Source organism: Lentilactobacillus dabitei, assembly GCF_019061365.1.
GTDB lineage: Bacteria > Bacillota > Bacilli > Lactobacillales > Lactobacillaceae > Lentilactobacillus > Lentilactobacillus dabitei.
The window spans coordinates 1-25580 of record NZ_JAHPPD010000037.1; the positions used below are offsets into that span (position 1 = coordinate 1).

The 25580-nt window shown below is 42.7% G+C and carries 21 protein-coding genes and 1 tRNA gene; 3 read left to right on the forward strand and 19 right to left on the reverse strand.

Annotation, left to right across the window (positions count from 1 at the left end; translation table 11 throughout):
* Positions 1–215: 215 nt before the first annotated feature.
* The 10 genes from smpB to gap form a co-directional block, all read right to left on the reverse strand.
* Entirely contained in the window at positions 216–689 is a 474-nt protein-coding gene (gene smpB, locus KTE19_RS07095) for an SsrA-binding protein SmpB (RefSeq protein WP_056981089.1), read from the reverse strand.
* A gap of 21 nt (positions 690–710) precedes the next feature.
* Positions 711–3065: a ribonuclease R gene (gene rnr / locus KTE19_RS07100; RefSeq protein WP_217163992.1), complete on the reverse strand. Its 2355-nt coding sequence runs from the start codon at positions 3063–3065 to the stop codon at positions 711–713.
* Positions 3066–3080: 15 nt separating this feature from the next.
* Complete coding sequence (locus KTE19_RS07105) at positions 3081–3839, reverse strand: alpha/beta hydrolase (protein ID WP_249778465.1); 759 nt, start codon at positions 3837–3839, stop codon at positions 3081–3083.
* Between the two features lie 65 nt (positions 3840–3904).
* On the reverse strand, positions 3905–4141 hold the full coding sequence (secG, locus tag KTE19_RS07110) for a preprotein translocase subunit SecG (RefSeq protein ID WP_054746741.1): 237 nt from the start codon (positions 4139–4141) through the stop codon (positions 3905–3907).
* An 83-nt stretch (positions 4142–4224) separates the two neighbouring features.
* Positions 4225–5763: a ClC family H(+)/Cl(-) exchange transporter gene (locus KTE19_RS07115; protein WP_217341945.1), complete on the reverse strand. Its 1539-nt coding sequence runs from the start codon at positions 5761–5763 to the stop codon at positions 4225–4227.
* A gap of 29 nt (positions 5764–5792) precedes the next feature.
* Entirely contained in the window at positions 5793–7586 is a 1794-nt protein-coding gene (locus KTE19_RS07120; protein ID WP_217341946.1) for a hypothetical protein, read from the reverse strand.
* A gap of 115 nt (positions 7587–7701) precedes the next feature.
* Positions 7702–9021 (reverse strand): phosphopyruvate hydratase, encoded by a 1320-nt coding sequence (gene eno, locus KTE19_RS07125; protein ID WP_056981097.1) that lies wholly within the window; start codon positions 9019–9021, stop codon positions 7702–7704.
* A 103-nt stretch (positions 9022–9124) separates the two neighbouring features.
* Positions 9125–9883 carry a triose-phosphate isomerase gene (tpiA, locus tag KTE19_RS07130; RefSeq protein WP_054746744.1) on the reverse strand — a complete coding sequence of 253 codons (759 nt, stop codon included), beginning with the start codon at positions 9881–9883 and terminating at the stop codon, positions 9125–9127.
* Positions 9884–10001: 118 nt separating this feature from the next.
* On the reverse strand, positions 10002–11216 hold the full coding sequence (locus KTE19_RS07135) for a phosphoglycerate kinase (RefSeq protein ID WP_056981099.1): 1215 nt from the start codon (positions 11214–11216) through the stop codon (positions 10002–10004).
* A 101-nt stretch (positions 11217–11317) separates the two neighbouring features.
* Positions 11318–12328: a type I glyceraldehyde-3-phosphate dehydrogenase gene (gene gap / locus KTE19_RS07140; protein WP_054746745.1), complete on the reverse strand. Its 1011-nt coding sequence runs from the start codon at positions 12326–12328 to the stop codon at positions 11318–11320.
* 267 nt (positions 12329–12595) lie between these two features.
* Between gap and KTE19_RS07145 the strand changes: the two genes are divergently transcribed.
* Positions 12596–12667: transfer RNA gene (locus KTE19_RS07145), tRNA-Arg, on the forward strand.
* Between the two features lie 86 nt (positions 12668–12753).
* Here the strand turns inward: KTE19_RS07145 and KTE19_RS07150 are convergent.
* From KTE19_RS07150 to KTE19_RS07160, 3 genes are all read right to left on the reverse strand, one after another.
* Positions 12754–13014, reverse strand: a complete 261-nt coding sequence (locus KTE19_RS07150; protein WP_217341947.1) for a hypothetical protein — start codon at positions 13012–13014, stop codon at positions 12754–12756.
* 113 nt (positions 13015–13127) lie between these two features.
* Positions 13128–13571, reverse strand: a complete 444-nt coding sequence (locus tag KTE19_RS07155; RefSeq protein WP_217341948.1) for a GNAT family N-acetyltransferase — start codon at positions 13569–13571, stop codon at positions 13128–13130.
* 28 nt (positions 13572–13599) lie between these two features.
* Entirely contained in the window at positions 13600–14511 is a 912-nt protein-coding gene (locus KTE19_RS07160; protein ID WP_217341949.1) for a VOC family protein, read from the reverse strand.
* A gap of 211 nt (positions 14512–14722) precedes the next feature.
* Between KTE19_RS07160 and clpP the strand changes: the two genes are divergently transcribed.
* Positions 14723–15316: an ATP-dependent Clp endopeptidase proteolytic subunit ClpP gene (gene clpP, locus KTE19_RS07165; protein ID WP_008855307.1), complete on the forward strand. Its 594-nt coding sequence runs from the start codon at positions 14723–14725 to the stop codon at positions 15314–15316.
* A gap of 223 nt (positions 15317–15539) precedes the next feature.
* On the forward strand, positions 15540–16607 hold the full coding sequence (locus tag KTE19_RS07170) for a zinc-dependent alcohol dehydrogenase family protein (RefSeq protein WP_217341950.1): 1068 nt from the start codon (positions 15540–15542) through the stop codon (positions 16605–16607).
* Positions 16608–16774: 167 nt separating this feature from the next.
* On the opposite strand, the gene whiA is transcribed toward KTE19_RS07170, so the two are convergent.
* From whiA to KTE19_RS07200, 6 genes are all read right to left on the reverse strand, one after another.
* Positions 16775–17722, reverse strand: a complete 948-nt coding sequence (whiA, locus tag KTE19_RS07175; RefSeq protein WP_217341951.1) for a DNA-binding protein WhiA — start codon at positions 17720–17722, stop codon at positions 16775–16777.
* A 9-nt stretch (positions 17723–17731) separates the two neighbouring features.
* Positions 17732–18751 carry a gluconeogenesis factor YvcK family protein gene (locus KTE19_RS07180; protein WP_217163975.1) on the reverse strand — a complete coding sequence of 340 codons (1020 nt, stop codon included), beginning with the start codon at positions 18749–18751 and terminating at the stop codon, positions 17732–17734.
* On the reverse strand, positions 18751–19635 hold the full coding sequence (gene rapZ / locus KTE19_RS07185; RefSeq protein WP_217341953.1) for an RNase adapter RapZ: 885 nt from the start codon (positions 19633–19635) through the stop codon (positions 18751–18753). Before rapZ ends, KTE19_RS07180 begins: the two co-directional genes overlap by 1 nt.
* A gap of 127 nt (positions 19636–19762) precedes the next feature.
* Positions 19763–22645 (reverse strand): excinuclease ABC subunit UvrA, encoded by a 2883-nt coding sequence (uvrA, locus tag KTE19_RS07190; RefSeq protein WP_430681877.1) that lies wholly within the window; start codon positions 22643–22645, stop codon positions 19763–19765.
* A 21-nt stretch (positions 22646–22666) separates the two neighbouring features.
* Positions 22667–24670 (reverse strand): excinuclease ABC subunit UvrB, encoded by a 2004-nt coding sequence (gene uvrB / locus KTE19_RS07195; RefSeq protein WP_217163971.1) that lies wholly within the window; start codon positions 24668–24670, stop codon positions 22667–22669.
* Between the two features lie 122 nt (positions 24671–24792).
* A complete protein-coding gene (locus KTE19_RS07200) occupies positions 24793–25443 on the reverse strand; it encodes a YfbR-like 5'-deoxynucleotidase (protein WP_217163969.1) in 651 nt (216 codons plus the stop codon).
* Positions 25444–25580: the final 137 nt, after the last annotated feature.

Below are 25580 nucleotides of genomic sequence, written 5' to 3' on the forward strand. Positions count from 1 at the left end.
ATCACCTCATACTTAATTAATAATTCTATGGTACTCAAAAAGACGTCTACGAAGTAGACGTCCAGTTATTTAGTGCTTACTGTCAAACAATCCTGAAATCTAAAAGAAAACAGGAATGAACAAAAAGAGCCGCACTCAAAATTAGAATGTGACTCTTTTTTAGTTTAACGGCCAAAATACAATTACCTTTGAGAAGGCATTTTTTGGCAATTATTTTAATAGTGCTTCATAACTCGTTCAATCTGGCGCTTTTGGTCTCGGCGCTTAATTGTTTCTCGCTTGTCAAACTCACGTTTACCTTTTGCGACACCAATCAGCACCTTGGCAAAACCTTTTTTAAGGTAAACCTTCAGTGGCACAATGGTTACCCCTTTGTCTTGGGTCGCTTGCGCCAATTTATTGATTTGCTTTTTATGAAGTAATAATTTTCGATTTCGAAGCGGATCATGATTGAACTGATTTCCCTGCGCATACTCACTAATATGCACATTCATCATCCACGCTTCATTGTTTCTAATTTGAACAAAGCCATCTTTTAAGTTGATTCGGCGTTCCCGGATCGATTTAATTTCTGTTCCGGTTAAAACAACACCTGCCTCGTATGTTTCGAGGATCGAATAATCATGACGGGCTTTTTTGTTTTGTGCCATTAGATTATCGTTATTTTGTTTTGGCTTTTTCTTGACCATGCAACCACCTTACTTTAATAATTATCGTTTGTTGCGATTATGGTTACTGCCACCACCGTGATTATTGCCACGGGAATTTCGATTATTGCCATGGCGATTATTGGCGTTACCATGGTTATTGTTTGAATGGAAATTCGAATGCCCATGATTATTATTGCCGCCACGGCGATTACTGTCATGCGAATATGATCGTTTAGGTAACATATTGCTTTGGGGGGTCTTTTCAGGGTCAACCACGTCAAAGTCCACAGCACTCTGCTTAACATCGACATTGACAACTTTTACTCGAATTGGTTGACCCATCTTGTAAGTCCGCCGTGTGTTTCGACCAACTAAAGCCATAAACTGTTCAACATATTGATAGTAGTCATCATTCATTCGACTAATATGAACGAGTCCTTCAACTGTGTTTGGTAACTCCACAAACAGGCCAAACTTCATGACTGAGCTGACCACCCCATCAAATTCTTCACCAATGTGGTCGTTCATATATTCAGCTTTCTTCATCGAATCGGTATCCCGCTCTGCATCCACAGCCCGGCGCTCATATTCAGAAGTCGTCGTGGCAATTTCGTCCAGCACATTACCATACTTCTTCTTAGTCTCATTGTTAATGCCGTTGTCTTCATAGTAATGGATCAACCGATGAACCATCGTGTCAGGATAACGTCTAATTGGCGACGTAAAGTGGGTATAGTATGGAGCGGCTAACCCGAAGTGCCCAAGCGATTGATCAGCGTAACGGGCTTGCTTCAAGCTCCGTAATAACATAACCGAAACCATCATCTCTTCTGGTTTACCGGCAACTTTCTTTAAAACATTTTGGAGAGTCTTCGGCGTAACGTGCTCTGGATCACCCTTGACGTTAATACCAAAGGCCGTTAACGTCTGGAAGAAAGTTCGAATTCGATCTGCGTCGGGTGTTTCATGGACCCGGTAAATGAATGGGACGTGTTTGTCAGAATAATGCTTGGCAACTGTTTCATTGGCAGCTAACATGAATGATTCAATCATTCGTTCAGCCAATCCCCGAATTCGCAGCTTAATGTCGATTGGGTGACCTTTTTCATCAACAATGATTTCTGCTTCATTATCATCGAAGTCAATTGCTCCACGCGCCTTACGATGCTTATAAAGAATCTTATGAAGCTGACCCATCACTTCAAACATTGGCACGAGCTTCTTGTAATGTTCCATGGTCTTTTCATCATGGGATTCTAAGATCTTGTTGACGGCCGTGTAGGTCATTCGAGCAGTTGAGCGCATCAAACTTGGGTGAATTCGGTGATTGATCACGTTTCCTGATTGATCAATCTCCATCTCACAACTCATACATAACCGCAGTTCGCCCTCATTAAGAGAACAAATTCCGTTAGAAAGTCGCCGCGGTAGCATTGGGATAACCCGATCAGTCAAATAGACTGATGTCCCACGTCTGAAAGCTTCCTTATCAAGCAAACTATCGGGCTTCACATAGTGGCTCACATCCGCAATGTGAACGCCCAGATGGAAGTTGCCGTTTGGTAATTTCCAAGCGGTCACCGCATCATCCAAATCCTTAGATGATTCGCCATCGATGGTGACCAAATCTTGATCGGTAATATCTTCTCGGCCAACTTTTTCTGCTTCGGTCACATGATCGGGAATTGCATCGGCAGCCTGAAGAACGTCCTCAGGAAACTCGGCAGGAATGTCATGGGCATACACAATCTGTAAAATATCAATTCCAGGATCATCAACTGAACCAATTACTTCGTCAGCAATTCCGACCATGTAGTCGGGATGCTTTGCATTGGGATATTCCACGATCTGTGCAGTGATTACTTCACCTGGTGTTGGTTTGAGGCCAACATCATTAATATAAAATTTATATTTAGCAATTTTCTTATCGTTTAACGTCAATTGGCCAAAGTAGCCCTTGTCATCGTCCGTTTTGCTAAATGGGCCAACAACCCGTGTATATTTTCGATCGGTAATTGCGGTTACTTTACCTTCCGGGCCACGATCGGAACCTGGTTGAGCGGGACGAACAATTGTCATGTCAACCGTATCGCCATTCAAGGCATTCATGGTGTTATCCGGTGCAATATAAGCGTCAGGGGCTTCATCGTCATAAGCGACAAACCCAAAACCTTTATCGTTAGCATGGAAAATACCACTCAATTTTTGTTTATCAGGATTGAGTTTAAATTTACCTTCATCAGTCACAACGGCGATATTTTCACGTTCCAGTGCAGCCAACTCCTGAACAATCAGTTTAAACGCAGCTGAACCATGTGACCGAATAACGTCAGCAATCTTTTCAACAGTAAAAACGTTGTCCGGATATGTCCGCAAAACATTTTCTATTTCATTTTTCAAATCATTATCTTGCAATCTATATTCCTCTTATTATTCATAAAGTTTAGTTAAAAATTGGCTTAAATCGCTTTCAAGCTGTTTATGAGCCTTATTAACGGTAATCATATGAGTTGCCTCAGGATATTCGTGGTAACTCACTTGGGCATTCACAAGGCTGTCCCGCAGCAAAGATGCGCTATCTGGATTAACAATTTCGTCTGCTAACCCTTGGCCAATAAAGTAAGGCTGATGGATTTCAGGCAAATGATCAGCTACTGTTGCAGTAAAATCAGCAATCCGCGTCAACATGTCATCAACATGATTCTCCAGCCATTCCAGCTTTGAATTCATTTTGGCCTCACTAATATGATACCTGATATAGTTGGCTTTTGCCATCTGCATAAACGTATCATGAACACTAAATTGCCGTTTGCGAAGAATCGGCGACCCAAATGAACCCCCACCGGTAAGATATGGATCCATCTCAAGTGCTTTGGCAGCGAATGTTCCACCAAGTGAGACCCCAAAAAGGCTAATGTGTTGATATCCTTTGCCCTTTAGAAATGCAACTGCCGCTTGCGTATCCGCCCACCATTTTTCGGGAGACCCTTGCTGGAGAATATCCATAAAATCCTGTGTCATGTGCCCAGTGAACAACGGGGCATAAACCGTGTAATTTTCACGCTCCAGGTACCTGGCAAGCAATCGAACATCAACCGGCCCGCTGGCAAACGCATGAAGCAAAATTACTGCATCAGGTCCATGCTCAAAGTAAAAAGATTTAATTGGTGTTTGCTGCATCACAGTCATCCCTTTAATCTCACATTATCAATTATAATAAAAATCCTCCTGCATTTAAACAGGAGGATTGAATACTAATGCGATGATATCCAAACTAACGCCAAAGCTAAGACAAAGAAGATCACGCCTAAAACAACAGTTGTTTTTTGCATAAATGCTTCGAAACCACGTGGCTTCTGCTTGGCAAACAGGTCATCGGCTCCGCCAGTTAAGGCAGACATAGCATCGTTAGTTTTTGATGGTTGCATTAAAACTGCGATTGTGATTAACACACAATCAATCAGTAACAATGTTAACAAGAAATTGTACACTTTACAGCCTCCTACCGTTAAATCGGCTTAACACTACTCATACTAAGTTAACACATTATTTAAAAATGCGCTACCTTTTAATGCTAAGCTTCTGTTGCGAGAGTAACTAATTGATGAGTTGCCATAACTTGATTGTGAGTGGAGACATTAATATATAAAGTATCCCCCCAGCGAATTAACGTATTTCCAGATGGTACAATTTCCAATCCGTTTCGTTGAATTTTAGTTAGCAGAGCGCCACGAGGCCATTTAATCTGGCCGACAGTCCGGCCATCCATTAGTGACCCGGCATACACCGGTTGAATAATTTGAGCAGTTTTTCCAAGGTTCAACTGTTCTTTGGTTTTTAACAATTGCCGTAACATTGAGTAATAAACTGGTTTGCCATCAAGAAAGTCAATCACAGCATAGGCCACTAATGACGCCACGGCAAGCCCTAGCAAATGTGACAACGTGCCAACCATCTCTGTTATCAGAAGGATTGCCGTGAATGGTGCCTTACTAATTGCCGCAAAGTAGCCCGCCATCCCCATAATGATGAAGGTTGAAAAATATAGCGGATCCAGCAGATGTAAGCCAACTAATACGTTGCCAACAATGGCGCCAATTAAGCCGCCCAAACATAGAATGGGCAAGAAAATTCCGCCGGGAAGCCCACTCCCATAAGAAATCATTGAAAACACAAAACGAAGGACGAAAAAAAAAACCAATAGTAACGTCGAATAACCGGCAGCGTTGAGGTGCAAAATAATGTCACTGCCACCACCTAAGAGACGGGGGTAAGCCATTCCCATTGGGATAACCAAAATTAAAGGAATAATCCCGTTGAAGTACCAAGGCAGATGCGTGTGAGCGTACCACTTACCGATCCTCAAGATAATAAATTGATATAATCGACCGAGACCGCCTAGAATAACCCCTAACGCAAGTACCCAAACAAAATATTTCAATGGTAACGGCGTACTACGCATGTATAAAACTGGTTTGAGACCAAAAACGTAGGCGGCAACCATATCAGAAGTAATAGCGGAAGTTAAAGAAACAATCCAAATATTGGTTGAAAAATTGTGATAAATTTCTTCGAGGACAAACAATGTACTCGCAATTGGTGCATTAAACGCCGCACTCAATCCAGCGGCGGCACCACTTGAAATAAGCACCTGACGATCAAATCCCACCTGTTTAAACAGTCTGGCGACCCCCTGACCAAGGGTTGATCCCAATTGAATGGACGGACCTTCACGGCCAAGATAAAGACCACTACCGATGGCTAAGATCCCGCCGACAAATTTACGCCAGAGAATTGACCACCAATTATAGTCGATTTCTCCAAGCAACTGACCTTCAACTTGAGGAATCCCAGAACCCTTGATATCTGGCTGTTGTTTTAAAAAAATACCAGCAACGAGGCTAATGATTAAATTAATTGCTAAACAGGCCAGTAGCAAGTCAAGATGATGCAAAGAATTTGTATATAAATATCTCATAAAAACGAGGAGATGCTGAATGGACCAGCGGAACACCGAGACAATCGACCCGGCTAGTATCCCAATAATTATGCCGTTCCCAATTGCTTTTATTTGTGATAATTTATAACTTCCGTGAATTTGCACTGTCCTCATCCTTTAGTTAATGTCTGCTACTAATCATATCATAATTGGCGGGCACGTTTAAGAATCTTTTGGCCGGCTAACCCAATCAATAACAACCACCCAATAATTGCACTCTTGCCGACCGTTGCTTCGCCAGTTTGGGGAAGCTTGGATTGACCCTCTTTGTCGGCAAGGCTATGTGTTTTGGTATCACTATCTTGAGAGGCTTGGCTTGAATCAAACTTTTTTGCTGAATCGGGTTCTTCCGAATCTTTTTTTGCCGTAGTTACGACCGAGTTATCAGAATGGGCACCATCAGACCGATCTTTCTGGTAATGGAATTGAATGACTTCTGGAAGTAAATTATCTACCTTAATCGTTTTCTCTTGATCTAAGGCGCCATAACCATCAATGGTAGTTGGTGAGACCGTCAAATCAGTTGCAAAATCCACCGTAATTGCTCTGCTGGAAATTTTTTTGCCGTTCTCATCAATATTAACAACCTTAAATGTAACCTTTTTCGGAAGATAATGCAGCGTGAAAGTGTTAGTCCTTTCGTCGTAGTTAGTGTGTTGCCAGTTGTAACCATAAAATTCGATATTGTCATTTAACATGTTTTGCAACTCATTGTTAGAAACGGTCGCTGTTTTATTAAATAGTTGATGCGAATGATTGTCGATGCCGATAAGATGAATGGTTTGGGTCCGAGCTGTAATCGACGATTCTTTCTTGGCTGGCTTAGCAGTTAACGGACCATTTTGTTTATTATTCAAATCAGCAGTTGCCTTCCCATCATCCTTCTTGGATGAGCTATCTTTTGAAGTTGTTACTTGAGCGGCACTGGGATTTGGAACCGATTGGTTTGAGTTATCGCTTTTTAGGTTATCCTTAATATTTGCTTGGGATTCCCCAGGCTTGCTCTGGCTGGTACCTTCAGTGGAAGTTGAATTTCGCTTCTCATTATCAGTTGCTGGCGTCCCAGGTACTGATTTTTCTATTTGATTTGTTTTTGCATACACTTCTTCCTTTTTCTTTGAAGAATCACCAAAATTCTTAGTGCCTTCCTCTCTTGTCAATTTGTCTGGCGTGTTTGCCGCGGATTCTTTATCAGCACCCACTGCCTTCTTCCCCTGATCGACCAGCCCCACATCGGTTGTTGACAAACTCCCGACCCGTTTTATCTCAACCATTTTTGATTCAACAGTAGTAGTATTTACGGCGTCAGTCGCAACTTTACTATTCGATGGCTCAGAGACCTTAGAAGGTGTATTTACTTCTGTCTTGACTTCATTACCAACCACTACTGATTGAGGGGCTTTGGCATACTTTAAAAATACTATTTTGCCATATTCCCCAATTTTACCTCGAAGTCTATCACGAACCTTCAGCTCGAAACCAGGAATAGCTACATCTGTGAGTTCGCCAATATTGAAAAATCCACCTACTGTTCCGGTATTGAGATGAAGTTCGTCTTTGAGTTTCCTATCATTAACATCCTCAAATCGCACAGTTACTTTTGCGGGCTCTCCAAAATAGTTAACATTTAATTCGTCAAATTCAGCACACTTAATATCGACTGGTCCTGGTTGAACTGTGTAGCCTCGAATCACGTCTGGCAGGTATCGAGTCCCTTTATTCAGATCCCAGTCAATCACTGGTAGCGATTTGATTTCAACTGAATCAGTACCATCCGCATTTTTTGAATTAAGGATTTGATTCACTTTGAGATGAACAATCCCATTTGTGGGACAACTTGCTTCCGTTGCGGTCACCGCTTTAGCAACCACCTCTTGCTGCGCCAGAGACACCGCCATTCCAAACGTTACACACGATAATAATAACCATTTTTTCAAAATAAAAAACCTCCATTTTCTGTATTCATAATTTAAATACGAAAAATGGGGGCTGTTTTATTTAAAAAAGAAACCAAAACTAGCATTAGCTTGGACTTCTTTTTAAGAGATTAAATTACTTGTTTAAAATATCTTCACGAGCTTGTTCTGACAAGTTGTAGAATGAGTGAATTCCCTTGTAGTCAGCAACATCGCCAAGTTGATCTTCAATTCTCATCAATTGATTGTACTTAGCAATCCGTTCGCCACGGCTCATTGAACCAGTCTTGATTTGGCCTGCATTCAGGGCAACAACCAAGTCAGCAATCGTCGTATCTTCAGTTTCACCTGAACGATGTGAAATGATAGCAGTATAACCTGCTTCTTTAGCCATTTCAACAGCCTCAACAGTTTCTGTCAAAGTACCGATTTGGTTAAGCTTGATTAAGATCGCATTGGCAACGCCCATCTTGATTCCCTTCTTGAGGTAATCAGTGTTCGTAACGAACAAATCATCACCAACAATTTGAACCTTCTTGCCAAGGCGCTTAGTAGCCATTTGCCAATCTTCCCATTCGTTTTCGTCGAGTGGGTCTTCGATTGAAATAACTGGGTATTTGTCAACAATGCCTTCAAGCAAAGTCACAAATTCGTCAGCAGTATATGACTTGCCGTCACCCTTTAAGTCATACTTCTTAGTTTCGGTATTGTAAAATTCTGATGCGGCACAATCAAAGGCAATTGCAATATCCTTACCTGGTTTGTAACCGGCACGTTGAATAGCTTCAACCAAGATTTCAAATGGTTCCTCATTGTTCTTAAGGTCAGGGGCAAAACCACCTTCATCACCAACGGCAGTTGAGTAACCGCGTTCGTTCAACAAGTTCTTCAAGTTGTGGAATGTTTCTGAACTCCAACGAACGGCTTCCTTAATGCTAGGAGCACCAACAGGCATGATCATAAACTCTTGGAAATCAACCTTGTTGTTCGCATGCTTACCACCATTAATAACGTTTAACATTGGTGTTGGCAATAAATGAGCGTTAAAGCCACCTAAGTAGTTATACAAAGGAACTTCCAACTCATCTGCAGCAGCGCGGGCAGCAGCTAATGAAACACCCAAAATAGCGTTAGCACCAAGCTTACCCTTGTTAGGAGTACCGTCTAATTCGATCATAGCCTTATCAATGGCCAATTGATCAGTAACATCGTAGCCAACAATTTCTTTAGCAATGATGTTATTTACGTTATCAACAGCTTTTGTAACGCCTTTACCCATGAAACGGTCCTTGTCTCCATCACGAAGTTCAACGGCTTCATGTTCACCAGTTGAAGCACCTGAAGGAACGATTCCACGGCCCATTGCACCTGCTTCAGTATATAATTCAACTTCAACAGTTGGGTTACCACGAGAGTCTAAAACCTCACGAGCATAAATATCAGAAATAATTGACATATTTTTTTCTCTCCTTAGCGAAAGTTGTGACCTTCTGTACAAGGTTCACTTCAATTCTATTAGTTTAAAGCCCAAGTTTCAACAAAAATTACGACATTCGTGACTATTTTTGTAAAAAGTTTGCAAGTTTCAAAAATGAGTCTGGTTTGAGGCTGGCACCACCGGCAAGGACGCCATCAATATCTCGCTGAGCCAGAATCTCATCGGCGTTTTCATCGTTCACACTACCACCATATAAGACGCGGACTTGATTGGCAATTTCGTCTGAATACAAGTCGGCAATCGTTTGCCGGATTAAGTAACAACCCTCTTCAGCCTCGCTAGTTGAAGCGGTTTTGCCACTGCCAATTGCCCAACTTGGTTCGTAAGCAATAATCATGGTTTGAGCCTGTTCTGCTGTGATCGCCTTCAGTGCATTGGTCACTTGGCTGACAACCCAAGAAATCCGATTGGTCGATTCCCGCCGACTCATCGTTTCATCACAACAAACGATCGGTGTCAATTCATTACGAAACGCAGCGTGCACCTTTTTGTTAATGATGTCATCCGTTTCGTTGAAATACTTGCGCCGTTCCGAATGACCGATAATCACATGGGAAACGCCCATTTCGTGGAGGGCTTTGGGACTGGTTTCACCGGTATAGGCCCCTTCATCTTCATAAAAACAGTTTTCCGCGGCAACGATTAGAGCTGACCCCTTACTCTCTTTGAGCATGCTTTCCAAAAATAATGGCGAAGCAGCAATGCACGTTTCAGTTACTTTGGGATCAGGAAGTTTGCCCTTGATATCCTGTAGAAATTGAACGGCCTCATCCACCGATAAGTTCATTTTCCAGTTACCGGCAATAAACGGAATTCTCATAAACAATCATCCTTTACATTTTCGTCTTAATGCCATTGTAACCAAATCTAATTTCAAAAGCCACATTTTTACTAGACCAATCAAAAAAAGAACCCACAAAAAGCAGGTCCCTACAATCTTACTTGTTATCGATAGCAGCAATACCAGGAAGGGTTTTACCTTCAAGATATTGAAGTGAAGCACCACCACCGGTTGAAATGTGGGTCAATTTCTCAGCAACGCCTAATTGCTTAACAGCAGCAGTTGAGTCACCACCACCAACAATTGTAGTTGCATCTGATAATGTTCCAAGGAATTTACCAACATTCAAAGTGCCTTGGGCATAGTTAGGCATTTCAAAGACACCCATAGGGCCGTTCCAAACAACCGTCTTGGCATCCTTTAAGACATTTTCAAATTCTTCAACAGACTTGGGACCAATATCCAAAGCCATCCAGCCGTCATCAATGTCACCTTCAACGACCTTGTGTTCAGCATCATTGCTATAACTCTTGGCTACAATGTTGTCTGAAGGCAAAACGATCTTGTCGCCACCCTTTTCAAGGATGCTCTTAGCAACATCGATTTTATCTTTTTCAACAAGTGAATCACCAATTTTGATTCCTTTGGCTGCGTAGAATGTATAAGTCATTCCACCACCAATGATGATCTTGTCGGCCTTTTCAAGTAAGTTATCAATCACACCAATCTTGTCAGAAACCTTGGCACCACCTAAGATGGCAACGAATGGCCGCTTAGGATTGTTAACGGCTTCACCCAAGAATTGGATTTCTTTTTCCATTAAGAATCCAGCAGCAACTGGCTTACCTGATTTGTGCATGGCTTCAGCAATTCCAGCGTTTGAAGCATGTGAACGATGAGCAGTTCCAAAAGCATCATTAATGAATTCGTCAGCCAATGAAGCCCAGTACTCACCTAATTTAGGATCGTTGCCAGATTCACGCTTAACGTATTCGCCGTTAACGACGTCTTCATAACGGGTATTTTCAAACAACAAGACACTGCCATTGTCCATCTTGGCAATCGCATCTTCCAATTGTTTGCCTTCAGTAACTGGCACGAAAATAACTGGCTTGTTGAGCAAGTTCGAAAGCCGTTCTGCTACGGGACGTAATGACAGTCCTGGCTTATCGTCTTCTTTTTTAATTCGACCTAAATGTGAGCAAAGAATTGCTTTGCCTTTATGGTCTAAAACATACTTGATTGTTGGTAATGCAGCTTGGATCCGGTTATCGTCGCCAATAACGCCATCTTTGATCGGAACGTTAAAGTCAACCCGCATCAAGACTTTCTTTCCTTCAAGATCCAAATCAGAAACTGTTAATTTTGCCAATTTAGAAACCTCCCACACAAATATATTGTGATTTTAAATGCATACTTAGATAACAAAAGACGGAGAAGAACCCCTCCTCCGCCGATTGCGATAATTAATTATTAAAGTGAAGCGAACTTCAACAAGGTACGAACCATGTTGCAAGTGAAGCCCCATTCATTATCATACCATGCAACGGTCTTAACAAGTTGGTTATCACCAGCAGTTGTTACTTCAGTTTGAGTTGGGTCAAATACTGAACCATGATCGTCATCAATAATATCTGATGAAACAATTTCATCTGCATTGTAACCAAATGCAGGGTTATCAGTTGTGTGCTTCTTCATTGCTTCGTTAACTTCGTCAGCAGTAACTTTCTTATCAAGTACAGTTACTAATTCAGTCAATGAACCATCGATAACGGCAACCCGTTGTGCATGTCCCATAACTTTACCGTCAAGATCTGGAATAACCAAACCGATGGCTTTAGCAGCACCTGATGAATGAGGAATCGTGTTAGCACTAGCAGTACGGTTGTTACGACGCTTCTTAGTCTTAGGGCCATCAAGAATTTGTTGTGATGCAGTAAATGCATGAACAGTCGTCATAGTTCCGACCTTAACGCCAAATTCCTTGTTCATGAAGTAAAGCATAGGTGCTAAACAGTTAGTGGTACATGAACCAGCAGAAACGATCACATCGTTTGCGTTAAGAACATCCAAGTTAACACCTGGAACAACCGTCTTGATAGGACCAGCTGGTGCTGAGATCAAGACACGCTTTGCGCCAGCCTTGATATGAGCTTGTGATTTTTCTTCTGAGGTGTAAAAACCAGTACATTCAAGAACATAGTCAACGCCATCGTTAGGAACCCACTTAAGGTTAGAAGCATCTTTTTCAGCGTAAACAGGGATTTCCTTGCCATCGACAACGATACCCTTATCAGTAGCTGAAACCTCACCAGGGAAACGACCATGGGTTGTATCATACTTCAATAAGTAAGCTAACATTGAAGGAGTAGTTAAATCATTGATAGCAACAACTTCAATTTCGCTGCTGTGTAATTCATGAATCCGTTTGAATGCCAAACGACCAATTCGGCCAAAACCATTAATACCAATCTTTACAGTCATACTAAGTTTTCCTCCTTTAGGAAATCAAGAAAATATTGTTAGATAGTACAAGGTTAATCGTACCACTAAATGAAAACAAAGTCAGCACCTCTTGTGAAGTAGAATTCAAAGAGATGCATCGAGTAACCAGAATTTATTACCCAGATTTGAGTATAGCAGACCACGTAATAAATGCAATGGATTCAAATTTAGTAAACGTTTTCACGAAGAATTTTTTTATAATTCTTGAAATGTAACTCAATTTCTAGTATATTGGTATAGTAAGTTGCGCTCGTAGTGTAATGGATCGCACGTAAGATTCCGGTTCTTGAAATGAGGGTTCGATTCCCCCCGAGCGCACTAGAGGTTATCATTTAATTTAACTCAAAAGCACCATTTTGAAGGTCGAAACTACCTCCAAAATGGTGCTTTTGTTTTGGGATCATTCATTTTCGGCTTGACGGCGAACCCGATTCAACAGCAACAATGCTATCAAGCAACAACGGTGAATATGCCCCCCCACTCAATTCAAGCCAGTTTAAACCCAAATGGGTCGCGACCCCACCACCGACTGCAGAACCAACCGCAATACCAACATTATTAAAAATTGAAATCAAAGAGGATGCAAGAACCATCGATTGAGGATAACCCTGCTCAGCAACAGCCGCCAGGTAAAACATCTGCATCAGCGAGTTGAGTAAATACATCGTCATTCCAAGGGAAAAGAGGCAGACCAAAAAAAGATCGGGTGGCTGGTCCCGATCTAAAAGTTGTATAGCTATTGTTTTCAATGATAGTCTAATTATCTACATCACGAAAATCATCGCTTTTCCATATAGAGGATTGGAAAATAATTACCCTGTTCGTCTAATTCGGTCCGTTTGTATACTTTAAAGCCCATATGCCTGTAAAATCCCTTGGCAAGTGGGGTTTGTTCGTTTACACCCAGTTTATTGACTGAATACTTTTTAATGCCATACTCTAATAATTGCTCGCCTAATCCTTTGCCCCTGTACTCATCCGATACAAACAGCATTTCAAGCATTTGCGCATTAAGTCCCATAAAACCAATGGGGCGATTACTTTCATTAGTCATCAATATGAGGTGTTGAACATTACTAATTGCTTCTGGAATGTCCGTCTTAATCGTTTGAATTTCGTCATCCGTTAAAAATAAGTGCGTCGCCTTGACGGAACTCTCCCAAACCGCCAATAAGCTTTTGATCAGTTCAGGACTGACTTCAGTTACCTCTTGTATTTTCATGCTATGCTCGCTTTCCTATAAAAGATTCTCAGTCGTCAACATCGTGGAAATCAACGCCCTGTTTTTCATAGTAAGCCAGAATTTCCCGACGCCGGCTTTCAAATTGTGGTGGCAATCCCAAGCCATGTCCTAACGTCAACAATGGTTCATCCAGTGAAAATCCAGGCGAAGTTGTCGCAATTTCAATCCGGTTATCGCCAGGATCTCGAACATAGATACTCTTAAACCAACCGCGATCTGCGTATTCTTCTGTGTTGAGATGAAGCTGCTGGGCACGTTCCCAATAATTGTTCAATTTTGCCAATGTAGGTGCAGCCAAGGCAAAATGGTCGATGCTCCCCCTACCAAACCGCGTCCGATCGTCTGGTCGTTGGGACTTTAGAAGATCAATTGTTTGACCATCTTCCAGCTTCACGGAATCTGATTCTATCGGTAAGCCTAACCACTCGTGGAAAAACGCTGCGGTAGCCTGTGGATCCGGTAGGTGAAGCGCTGTTCCCAGTAATCTGGTGATTTGGTCTTCTGCTGGAACCTCACTGTTTGGAATAATTCGCATGTCAGTTAACCGCTCTGATGTCAAAATTAATTTCAGTTCAACCCCATCTGGGTCAAGTAATTTAAGCCCATTATCAATTTCAGTCGTTTGATATCCTAACCGATCAAGCCGCTGCTGCCAAAACGCCAAGCTGCCAGTTGGAATTGCTAATTTGATACTATTAAAAAAGTGTTTGGCATCCGTTCGTCGACCCAACAGCGGAAGCACAAAGAACGTGACGACTGTCCCCGGCGTGCCAAGGTAATCACCATAGAACAAGTGGCGAATCTTGATGTTCTCCTGGTTAACCGTATTCTTAATGAGTCGCATCCCCAATACTTTCGTGTAAAAATGGACGTTTTGATCGGCATCTTTCGTTAAGAGTGAGATATGGTGCGTTTTCATTTTGAAGCCTCCTCGCTTAATCCTTTGACAAAAGTATAGCACCATTGAATTCGGTTTCATCAGGATAACACCTGACCGCTATCAGGATTACAAAACATTTATCAGATTAAATTGAGCAAAACATTTGACCTTTTTTGACCAATACACTAAACTATTATCATGAACTTGGCGCAGGCCATCTTTCATAAAACCTATCAAGGAGGCATTCTCAATGAATTTAGTGCCAACTGTTATTGAGCAATCCGCTAATGGCGAAAGAGCTTATGACATTTATTCACGTCTGTTAAAAGACCGCATCATCATGTTATCAGGCCCAATCGAAGATGACATGGCGAACGCGATTATTGCTCAATTGTTATTCTTGGATGCTCAAGACTCTGAAAAAGATATTTACCTTTACATCAACTCACCAGGTGGTGTGATCACCTCAGGCATGGCAATTTACGATACCATGAACTTCGTGAAAGCCGATGTTCAGACAATCGTAATGGGTATGGCTGCTTCAATGGCTTCTGTTCTTGCATCTTCCGGTGCCAAGGGCAAGCGATTTGCTTTGCCACATGCTCAAGTCCTAATTCACCAACCATCCGGTGGTGCTCAAGGTCAACAAACTGAAATCGAAATTGCTGCTGAAGAAATTCTCAAGGCTCGTAAGATGATTAATAATCTCTTAGCTGAGAATTCCGGTCAACCAATCGAGAAGATCAACAAGGATACTGAACGGGATAACTACTTAACCGCTCAAGAAGCTGTTGATTATGGCTTGTTGGATGGCATCATGACCAACAGTTCTGAAAAACAATAATTCACTAATTGACCGATCGTCAATGAAGAGTGATTTAAGGAAGACCGTCAACAAGTCCAAAGCTTGTGGCGGTCTTTTTTCTATATCCTGTTCAATTGCTAATCACCGTAGAACAGACTAAAATGAATGTGAAAGTTAGTTCAATCATTAACTTGTTTGTTATATTCAATGAAATCGGTATGCGTTCTTTCTGAAACAATTATTGAATCGAGGTCATTAATTTATGAAAACACAAGAAACAATCACACCGGATACCTCGGAAACCATCCCCAGTGAAATGAAAGCTTGGGAAATTATCAAGCCGGGTTCAATCAATTCGGACAGCTCGCCACTTCGCTTCGCCACTAAACCAGTGCCAACCCCACAGCGTGGAGAAGTGCTAGTCAAAGTAATTACGTGTGGCGTTTGTCACACCGATTTACACGTGACCGAGGGCGACTTACCAGTTCATAAAGAACACCTGACGCCCGGACATGAGATTGTCGGCCGCGTGGTTAAATTTGGTCCCGAAACCAGCCGTTTTAACCTTGGTGATCGAATTGGCATTCCTTGGTTACGCTGGACCTGCGGTGTTTGTGAATACTGTCGTTCAGGTCGCGAGAACCTCTGCCCAAATTCCTTGTATACCGGCTGGGATCATGACGGCGGTTACGCAGAATATGTCACAGTTCCAGAGGGCTTCGCTTATCGGATTCCCGAAAGGTTCAACTCAGCGACCGCTGCTCCACTCCTTTGTGCCGGCATTATCGGTTACCGGGCATTTGAGCGGGCAAACGTTCCTGCCGGTGGGCGTTTAGGCCTCTATGGTTTTGGTGGTTCCGCTCACCTAACAGCGCAAGTTGCAATGAAACAAGGGATTGAAGTTCATGTTCTAACTCGCGGCAAGGATGCCCGCAAATTTGCCCTTCAATTGGGTGCCGCTTCCGCACGAGGTGCTTATGACTTACCACCAGTGAAGCTGGATTCAGCCATCAACTACACGCCAGTTGGCGACATCGTTCCAAAGGCTCTGGAAGCGCTGAAACCAGGTGGCACGCTGGCAATGGCGGGCATTCACTCAACAGACATCCCCCAGCTCTCCTATCCCGCTCATATTTTCCATGAGAAAAATCTGACAAGTGTTGAAAGCAATACCCGTCGTGACGGCGAAGAATTCTTGACCCTGGCAGATCGGTTAAACATTCATCCAGAGATCACGGAATATCCGCTTGCTAAAGCTGATGAAGCATTAAGGTACTTGTCTCACGGGGATATTAAGGGTGCTTGTGTGTTGAGAGTTAGCCAAGGATAATCAATAATATCAAAAAGGATCTAATCAGGTATGATAACCTTACTGATTAGATCTTTTTTGATTAGCAACCATTTTGAGATACAAGAAGCCCGATAGCGGCTATTAGCTACCAGTCACCATGCCTAATACTTTAAAACATTCTCAGACTAAAAGGCGCATTTTTTAGCTCACGCAATGGTTTCATCCACATCCTGTCCCAATTTACCAGCGTACTCATTAATCTTACGCAGCCGGTGATTGACACCAGACTTGGAGATTGGCCCACCTTCTACTAGCTCACCGAGTTCCTTTAAACTAACCTCTGGATGTTTGAGGCGAGCGCGAGCAATTTGTCCCAATTTAGGCGGCAATTTATTCAAACCAATTGCTTCATCAATGAACTTAATGTTCTCGATCTGCTTACTGGCTGCGTTAGCCACCTTATCCAAATTGGCGTTTTCGCAATTTACCAACCGGTTAACGGAATTGCGCATATCGCGAACAATTCGAATGTCCTCAAATTTCAACATCGAACTTGTAGCCCCAGTCAACTGCAAAAAGTCGGCAATCTTTTCGGCTTCCTTCAAATAGGTGATATAGCCACTCCGCCGCTTGGTGGTTCGAGCCTTCAAATGATATTGATTCATCATTTCAGCAATCATTTCGTTATGATTTTCGTACAATGAATAGATTTCCAAGTGATAACGGGAAGTTTCCGGATTATTCACTGAGCCACTGGCTAAAAATGCGCCGCGGAGGTACGAACGTATCTGGGCGTCCTCCGTCAGCATTTTATTCGGCACCCGTTCAACGATCTGAACGCCATCAAAAATACCCAGATCATCTAATAAGAGGTTGGCCTTGTTTTCAACCCGCAATATATACAGATTATTCTTCTTCAATTTCATTTGCCGGCGAACACTTAATTCACCGGTGATTCCGTAAAATTTCGATAGAAGTTTGTACATCCGTCTCGCAATTGCCGGATTTTCTGAGGAAACATTCAAGACAAAATGATGATTGGAAATTGTCAGGGAACCATTGATTCGAATCAAGGCCATTAACTCAGCTTTGGCATTATCCCGGTGGACAGTTAAGGAGGTTAATTCTTTCTTGACTTCACTTGCATACGACATTGGCAACCCTCACTTTCGTTGACTATCTTTATGATCGTCTAGGGACCGGCCAATTAAATTAATTAATTCATCAGCCACTTCCTGACCATTATGAAAGGCTCCGCGATCCTTCAACTCCAAAAAGTCAGCGGAGATCACGCGACAACCCATTGCTCTTAAGCCTTCAAAATCATGCTTAACCGGTTGAGAAACCTCATTCCACTTCTTGTGATCAATGTATTCGGATGGCACCTCTTTGATATTAACCAAAACGGTGTTAATAAAGTTCGTGCCCAAATGGCGGTTCAAGACTCGCACGTGATCCGCTTCAGTAAAGTTCTCAGTTTCCCCTTTTTGAGTCATGATATTACAAATGTAGACGATATCAGCCTTTGTCCGGCGCAACGCTTCCCCTACATTTTCAATCATGAGGTTCGGCAAAATACTGGTGAACAAGCTTCCAGGTCCCAATACGATCTGATCAGCCTCCATAATTGCATCAATCACTTGGTGGACGGCCTCAGGCTTGTGAGAATCATCATTAGCTTCGACCCACACGCGTTTGATGAGCTTACCTGCATTGGTGATCTCGGATTCACCACTCAAATGAGTGCCATCACTAAACTCAGCGTTTAATTCCAAGGGTTCATTGGCTGCCGGATAAATGTGACCATCCACTTGCATGATCTTGCTGAGAATTTGGACAGAATCGAAAATGCCGCCCTTCATTTCGGACAATGCGGCAATAATTAAGTTTCCAATCGCATGACCGGCGAAGAATTTATCGGTACTGTTAAACCGGTATTGGAACAAATCCAACTCCAATTTTGGTAAATCGGATAAGGCCACCATGACGTTGCGAATGTCTCCAGGCGGCACGACGTTAATGTAGTTTCTCAGAATACCAGATGACCCACCATCATCGGCAACCGTCACGACAGCGGTAATATCAACCTGCCGATTTTTCAAATTTTTGAGGATGACTGGTAAGCCAGTTCCTCCACCAATCACAACAATTTTGGGTTGGTGACTGTGCAATGCATCTATCATCAGTTACCCCCCTTAGTCTTGTGACGATCAATGTCTCGATGCGTAATATTAACTGGATAATCTTTCTTAAGCGCGTTACCCAGCTTTTCTGCGATAGCAACTGAGCGGTGTTGGCCACCAGTACAGCCAATTGCAATTGTTAAGCTGGCCTTGCCCTCCTTGGCATAAGCCGGCAAAGTGAATTTCATCATATCTAATAGCTTGGCGTAAAATTCTTGGGCCCCAGTCGAGCTCATGACATATTCCTCAACGGGTTTATCAAGACCGGTCTTAAAGCGCATGCTGGCTTGATAATACGGGTTGGGTAGAAAACGGACATCCATGACGATGTCAGCATCCAGTGGCAGCCCATATTTGAAGCCAAACGACATCACTTCGACATGGAATGTATGAGTAGCGTCAATTGATTCAAAGTTATGGAAAACTTCTTCACGAAGACGGCGGGGCGCCATATTGGTGGTATCTACCACTAAATCCGCAGCGTTCTTGACGTTAGCAAGTAATTCCCGCTCTTTCTGAATACCATCAATTACTCGCCCATTGCGAGCCAGTGGGTGGGCCCGACGAGTTTCCTTGTAACGAGAAACCAGCTTAGTATCTGACGCATCCAAGAAAATAATATCAACGTTATTGTCATCGTCGCGTTTTAAATCCCGAAACATGTCAATAATTTCATCATAAAAAACCTGAGAACGCAGGTCCATGACTAGCGCAATTTTATTAATGTCTCGTTCCAGTCGAATAAGTTCTTTGAATTTGGGTAAGAGTGTCGGGGGCATGTTATCAACGCAAAAATATCCTAAATCTTCAAAGCTTTGCATTGCCACGGTCTTCCCGGCACCGCTCATCCCTGTGATAATCACAAATTGATTGTTAACGGCCATTGTCTTTTCCTTTCGCGTAACAAACTTATTAGAGTATAACATACCGGGCGTATCATTTTAAGAGAAAAGTCAGTTTATGTAGAAAAGCAGCCTCTCCGATCATCCGGAAAGACTGCTAAATATCAGGTTATTTTGACTTGGTCGTTACTTTAGTCTTGGTTTTTAATATTGTCGCCTTGGTCAACTTCTTATCCCGCTCTAAAACCGGTTTAAGGTATTGACCCGTGTAGCTCTCCTTAACTTCAGCGACCTTTTCAGGTGTTCCGGTGGCAACAATCTGACCACCACCATCACCGCCTTCTGGTCCTAAATCAATTAAGTAATCAGCGCTTTTGACAACATCAAGATTATGCTCAATGATCAAAACCGTGTTCCCCTGGTCGACTAACTTCTGAAGAACTCCCAATAATTTACGGATATCTTCTGAATGCAGACCAGTTGTCGGCTCATCAAGAATATAGAAGTTCTTACCATTGGCTTTTTTATGGAGCTCAGAGGCTAACTTCATGCGTTGAGCTTCTCCACCCGAAAGCGTTGTGGCAGATTGACCCAATGAAACGTATCCCAGGCCAACGTCCTTAATTGTTTGTAATTTCCGGCTGATCTTCGGAATCGCGCTAAAGAAGTCGACCGCTTCATCAACTGTCATATTAAGCACATCTGCGATATTCTTACCTTTATACTGAACTTCCAGGGTTTCGGCGTTATACCGTTTCCCGTGACAAACCTCGCAAGGCACGTAAACGTCAGGAAGAAAGTTCATCTCAATTTTTAAGATTCCATCGCCATGACAGGTTTCACAACGACCGCCCTTCACGTTGAAACTGAAGCGGCCCTTTTTAAACCCGCGTAACTTGGCGTCATTGGTGTTGGCAAATAGGCCCCGGATATCATCAAATACGCCAGTATAAGTGGCTGGGTTACTTCTTGGAGTTCGGCCAATCGGTGTTTGATCAATATCAACGATTTTTTCAATATTCTTGTAGCCTGAAATTGATTTGTACTTCCCGGGTTTTTCAGAATTATGATTAATCTTTTGGGCTAATGCCCGTTTCAAAACATCATTAACCAAGGTCGATTTACCAGAGCCTGAAACGCCAGTCACCACAACCAGCTTTCCGAGCGGAAAATCGACAGTGAGGTTCTTGAGGTTGTTTTCAGCAGCACCGGTGACCCTGATCTTCTTACCATTGCCCTTTCGGCGCTTTAACGGCACCGGAATAAATCGTTTTCCAGCTAAATACTGACCGGTAATCGATTTTGGCGCTTTTTCAATATCCTCAGGGGTTCCAACTGCCATGACTTGACCACCACTTTGGCCGGCACCAGGACCAATATCCACAATGTAATCGGCCGCCCGCATTGTATCTTCATCATGCTCAACAACAATTAGTGTGTTGCCAAGATCACGCATCTTCTTCAATGACGCAATCAAACGGTCATTATCACGTTGATGCAACCCGATTGAGGGCTCATCCAAAATGTAGAGCACGCCAGTTAAGTTGGAACCGATTTGAGTTGCCAAACGAATTCGTTGCGCTTCGCCACCAGAAAGAGTTCGAGCTGAACGAGACAGCGTTAGGTAATCTAAGCCAACGTTTCTGAGGAAAGTGAGCCGGTCCGTAATCTCCTTGATAATTGGTTTAGCAATCATTGTATCCTGAGGGCCAAACGACAAGGCTCTGAAAAAGGTTAATTCAGCTGAAACATCCAACGCAGAAATCTCGGCAATGTTGCGTTTGCCAACCTTCACTGCCAAGGCTTTCCGGTTGAGTCGGTAACCGTGACAAGTCTGACAAGTCAGCTCGGTCATGTATTGATTGAGATTATTCCGGGTAAAATCACTGCTGGTATTGTGATAACGGCGGTTAACGTTATTAATGACGCCTTCAAAAGGACCGTCAACATCTCGAATACCACCAAAATCACTTTGAAGTACAAAATGGAATGTCTTGGTTTTTGAACCGTAAAGCACGAAATCACGATCTTTTTTCGATAATTTCTTAAATGGCGTGTCCATATCGATTCCCTGGGCCTCACATGCTTGAGCCAACATATTGGGATACCATTTAGATCCTGCAGGATTCCAAGGAGCCAAGGCACCCTCGTTTAACGTTTTGTCTTTATCAGGGACAACCAGGTCCTCGTCAACTTCCAATTTCATTCCCAGGCCATCACAATCGGGACAGGCACCGATTGGTGAGTTGAATGAAAATAATCTTGGTTCCAATTCACCAACTGTAAAGCCACAAATTGGACAAGCATAATGTTCAGAAAACAGCATTGGATCCCGCTCGCCCATAAAATCGGCAACCGCATAGCCACCACTTAATCTGAGTGAAGCTTCCAATGAATCTGACAGGCGATTATTAATCCCATCTTTTACAATAATTCGATCAACCACGATATTAATATCATGAGCCTTATTTTTTTCAAGTTCGGGTACTTCATCAACATCATAGGTTTCCCCGTCTACTTGAACTCGAACAAAGCCCTCACGTTTCACTTTTTCAAAGATTTTCTTGTGCTGGCCCTTTTTACCCCGGACAATTGGCGAAAGAATCTGCAATTTTGTCCTTTCGGGTAATTTCATAATCTGATCAATCATTTGGTCAACAGATTGGCTGGAAATTACTGAGCCGTCATTAGGACAGATCGGCACGCCAACCCGAGCCCAAAGCAGACGGAAATAATCATTAATTTCAGTAACCGTTCCAACAGTTGAACGGGGATTTTTTGAAGTTGTTTTTTGATCAATTGAAATTGCCGGGCTTAAACCATCGATAGAATCCACATCCGGTTTGTCCATCTGGCCAAGGAATTGGCGGGCATATGATGACAAACTTTCAACATAGCGACGTTGGCCTTCTGCATAAAGTGTATCAAATGCCAAAGAACTCTTTCCCGATCCAGAAAGCCCCGTCATAACGACCAATTTATCCTTTGGAATTGTCACGTTGATGTTCTTCAGGTTATGGGCCCGAGCCCCACGAATTACAATTTTATCCATTCCCAATACGCATTTACTCCTTTAGCTCATTTCACCCTTTAACTCAATGATTGTATCACGCAAGGTTGCCGCTTGTTCAAAGTCAAGCTGTTTGGCAGCATCTCGCATTTCTTCAGTCAATCGAGCGAGCATATTCTTTTGGTCTTTTTTATCCATTTGCTCGAAATCACTTTCCACGAAGTCATCTTTCTCACCAGAATCATCCGTATTTTTGGTAATTGAAATAAGATTTCGAATCGGCTTTTTGATTGTGGTAGGCGTAATGCCGTGATTTTTATTATAGGCAATTTGGACCGCTCGGCGATGGGCAGTTTCGTCAATGGCAGCCTTCATCGAATCCGTCACAGTGTCCGCATACATAATCACAGCTCCATGCTCGTTTCGAGAAGCTCGGCCGATCGTTTGAATGAGGGATCGTTCATTACGTAAGAAGCCTTCCTTGTCAGCATCCAAAATGGCCACCAACGAAACCTCAGGCACATCGATACCTTCCCGCAACAAGTTAATCCCAACTAACACGTCAAATTTACCCAATCGCAAATCACGGATAATTTGGGTCCGTTCCAGCGTTTTAATATCCGAATGCAAATATTTAACCCGAATGCCAAGATCCTTGAGATAATCGGTTAAATCTTCCGCCATTTTTTTCGTCAAAGTGGTGACAAAGACCCGTTCATGCTTATCAACCCGCTTATTAATTTCGCCGACCAGGTCGTCCATTTGCCCCATAATCGGTCGAACATCGATTGTTGGATCCAGTAAGCCGGTTGGCCGAATAATTTGGGTGACCACATCATCAGTCTGATCCATTTCGTATGGTCCGGGGGTCGCTGACATATAAACCACTTGATGAACATGCTTCTCAAATTCCGCCAGTGTCAATGGCCGGTTATCCAGTGCACTTGGCAACCGAAAGCCATAGTCAACCAGTTGTTTCTTACGAGCTTGGTCACCATTATACATCCCACGAATTTGCGGCATCGTTTGGTGAGACTCATCGACAACTAATAAGAAGTCATCAGGGAAAAAGTCCAGCAAAGTAAATGGTGGCTGGCCAGGCTTTCTGCGATCCATGAACCGAGAATAGTTCTCAATCCCACTGGTGTAGCCCATTTCTCGCATCATTTCGATATCATAAGTGGTCCGTTGCTTCAACCGTTGGGCTTCAAGCAGCTTACCCTCTTTTTCAAATTTAGCAACTTGCTTGTCCATTTCATCTTGAATTTCAGGTAAGGCTAACTTCATCACATCATCGCTGGTCAAGAAATGAGTGGCCGGGAAAATCGCGATGTGCTCTCGATCACCAATGACTTCACCTGTTAAGGTGTCAACTTCGCGAATCCGATCAATCTCATCGCCGAAGAACTCAATTCGAAAAGCATGCTCATCCCATGAAGCTGGGAAGACTTCGACCACGTCTCCGTGAACCCGAAACCGGCCCCGCTGGAAATCAATATCATTCCGATCGTATTGAATGTCAACCAACTGACGCAAAAAATGATCCCGTTCAATTGTTTGCCCAACTCGAAGTGACACAACGTGATTTCGATATTCAGTTGGATCACCTAATCCAAAGATTGATGACACTGATGCAACCACAATGACATCGTTTCGTTCCAACAAAGAACTGGTAGCTGAATGCCGCAACTGGTCGATTTCATCATTAATCGCTGAATCCTTTTCAATGTACGTGTCACTGGATGGCACGTAGGCTTCAGGCTGATAATAATCATAATAACTGACAAAGTATTCAACCGCGTTATTGGGGAAGAATTCCTTGAATTCACCGTATAATTGACCAGCTAATGTCTTGTTATGGGATAACACCAAGGTTGGCTTGTTCACTTGCGAAATGACGTTAGAAATTGTAAATGTTTTACCAGTACCGGTAGCCCCTTTTAAGATTTGAGCTTTTTTTCCTTCATTGATGCCACTCACCAATTTCTTGATGGCATCCGGTTGGTCACCTGTTGGCCGATATTTGGACACCAAATCAAACTTGCGGTCATTTTCTCTTTCAATCAATCTTAAATTCCCCCTGACTTAATCATCAGAATGACAAAACTAAAGGGGCTACAAGCAAAACCATGCTTACTTAGCCCCACTATCAACGCTATTTTACCATACGAACATACTTTCGCCAACGATTAATTACTGGAAACGTGCTCCTTTTTTAAAACCTTTCGTGTTAAATTACGTAGCTTATCTTGAGTGGTAAAGTTCTCCGCCAACATCTCCGGAATAATCTCTTTAATGACATAATGAACACAAGCCATGTCGCGATATTTCAGCATCGTTGAGAGACTTTCTTTGTACATTTCCGGATAAACCTCTTCCGGATTGCCTTTTTGAATTTCTCCAAATGATTCGTATAACAGGTCAACTTTATCAGCAACCGCCAAAATTTTTCCTTCAATACTGGCATCCTTGCCTTCGGATAACCGTCGGCGATAAGCATCTTGGAACTCGGTTGGGATTTCATTCTCAATGAAATTTTCAGTCAGCTTATCATCAACATCGGCCAACATACTTCGAAGAACGGGAGTTGCATACTTAACAGGGGTTTTGATGTCACCAATGAACCGTTCGGTATAATCATGGTTCAGTGCTTTTTCGTACAGTAGGCGCCAATCAATTTTTTTACCGGCATTTTCTTCAACGTCACCCAAAAATTGGGCGATTTCGGTTACTTTGAATGAGTGGGCGGCAACTGAATGTTGCTCAAATTTAAAATATCCCGGCGCTCGATTAATCAATTCCAATTCTGCCAAGCTCTCCAAATATTGATGCATCCCCATCTTCAACAACTCCCTTAATAATTTCTCTGGATATATCAAAGAGGCTGGAAGCAATCCTGACCTATACCCCCAAAGTTAAAGTAAAAACTTTAGCTTTGGAGGTATTTTTTATGACTAAGATTTCAAAAGAAACAAAA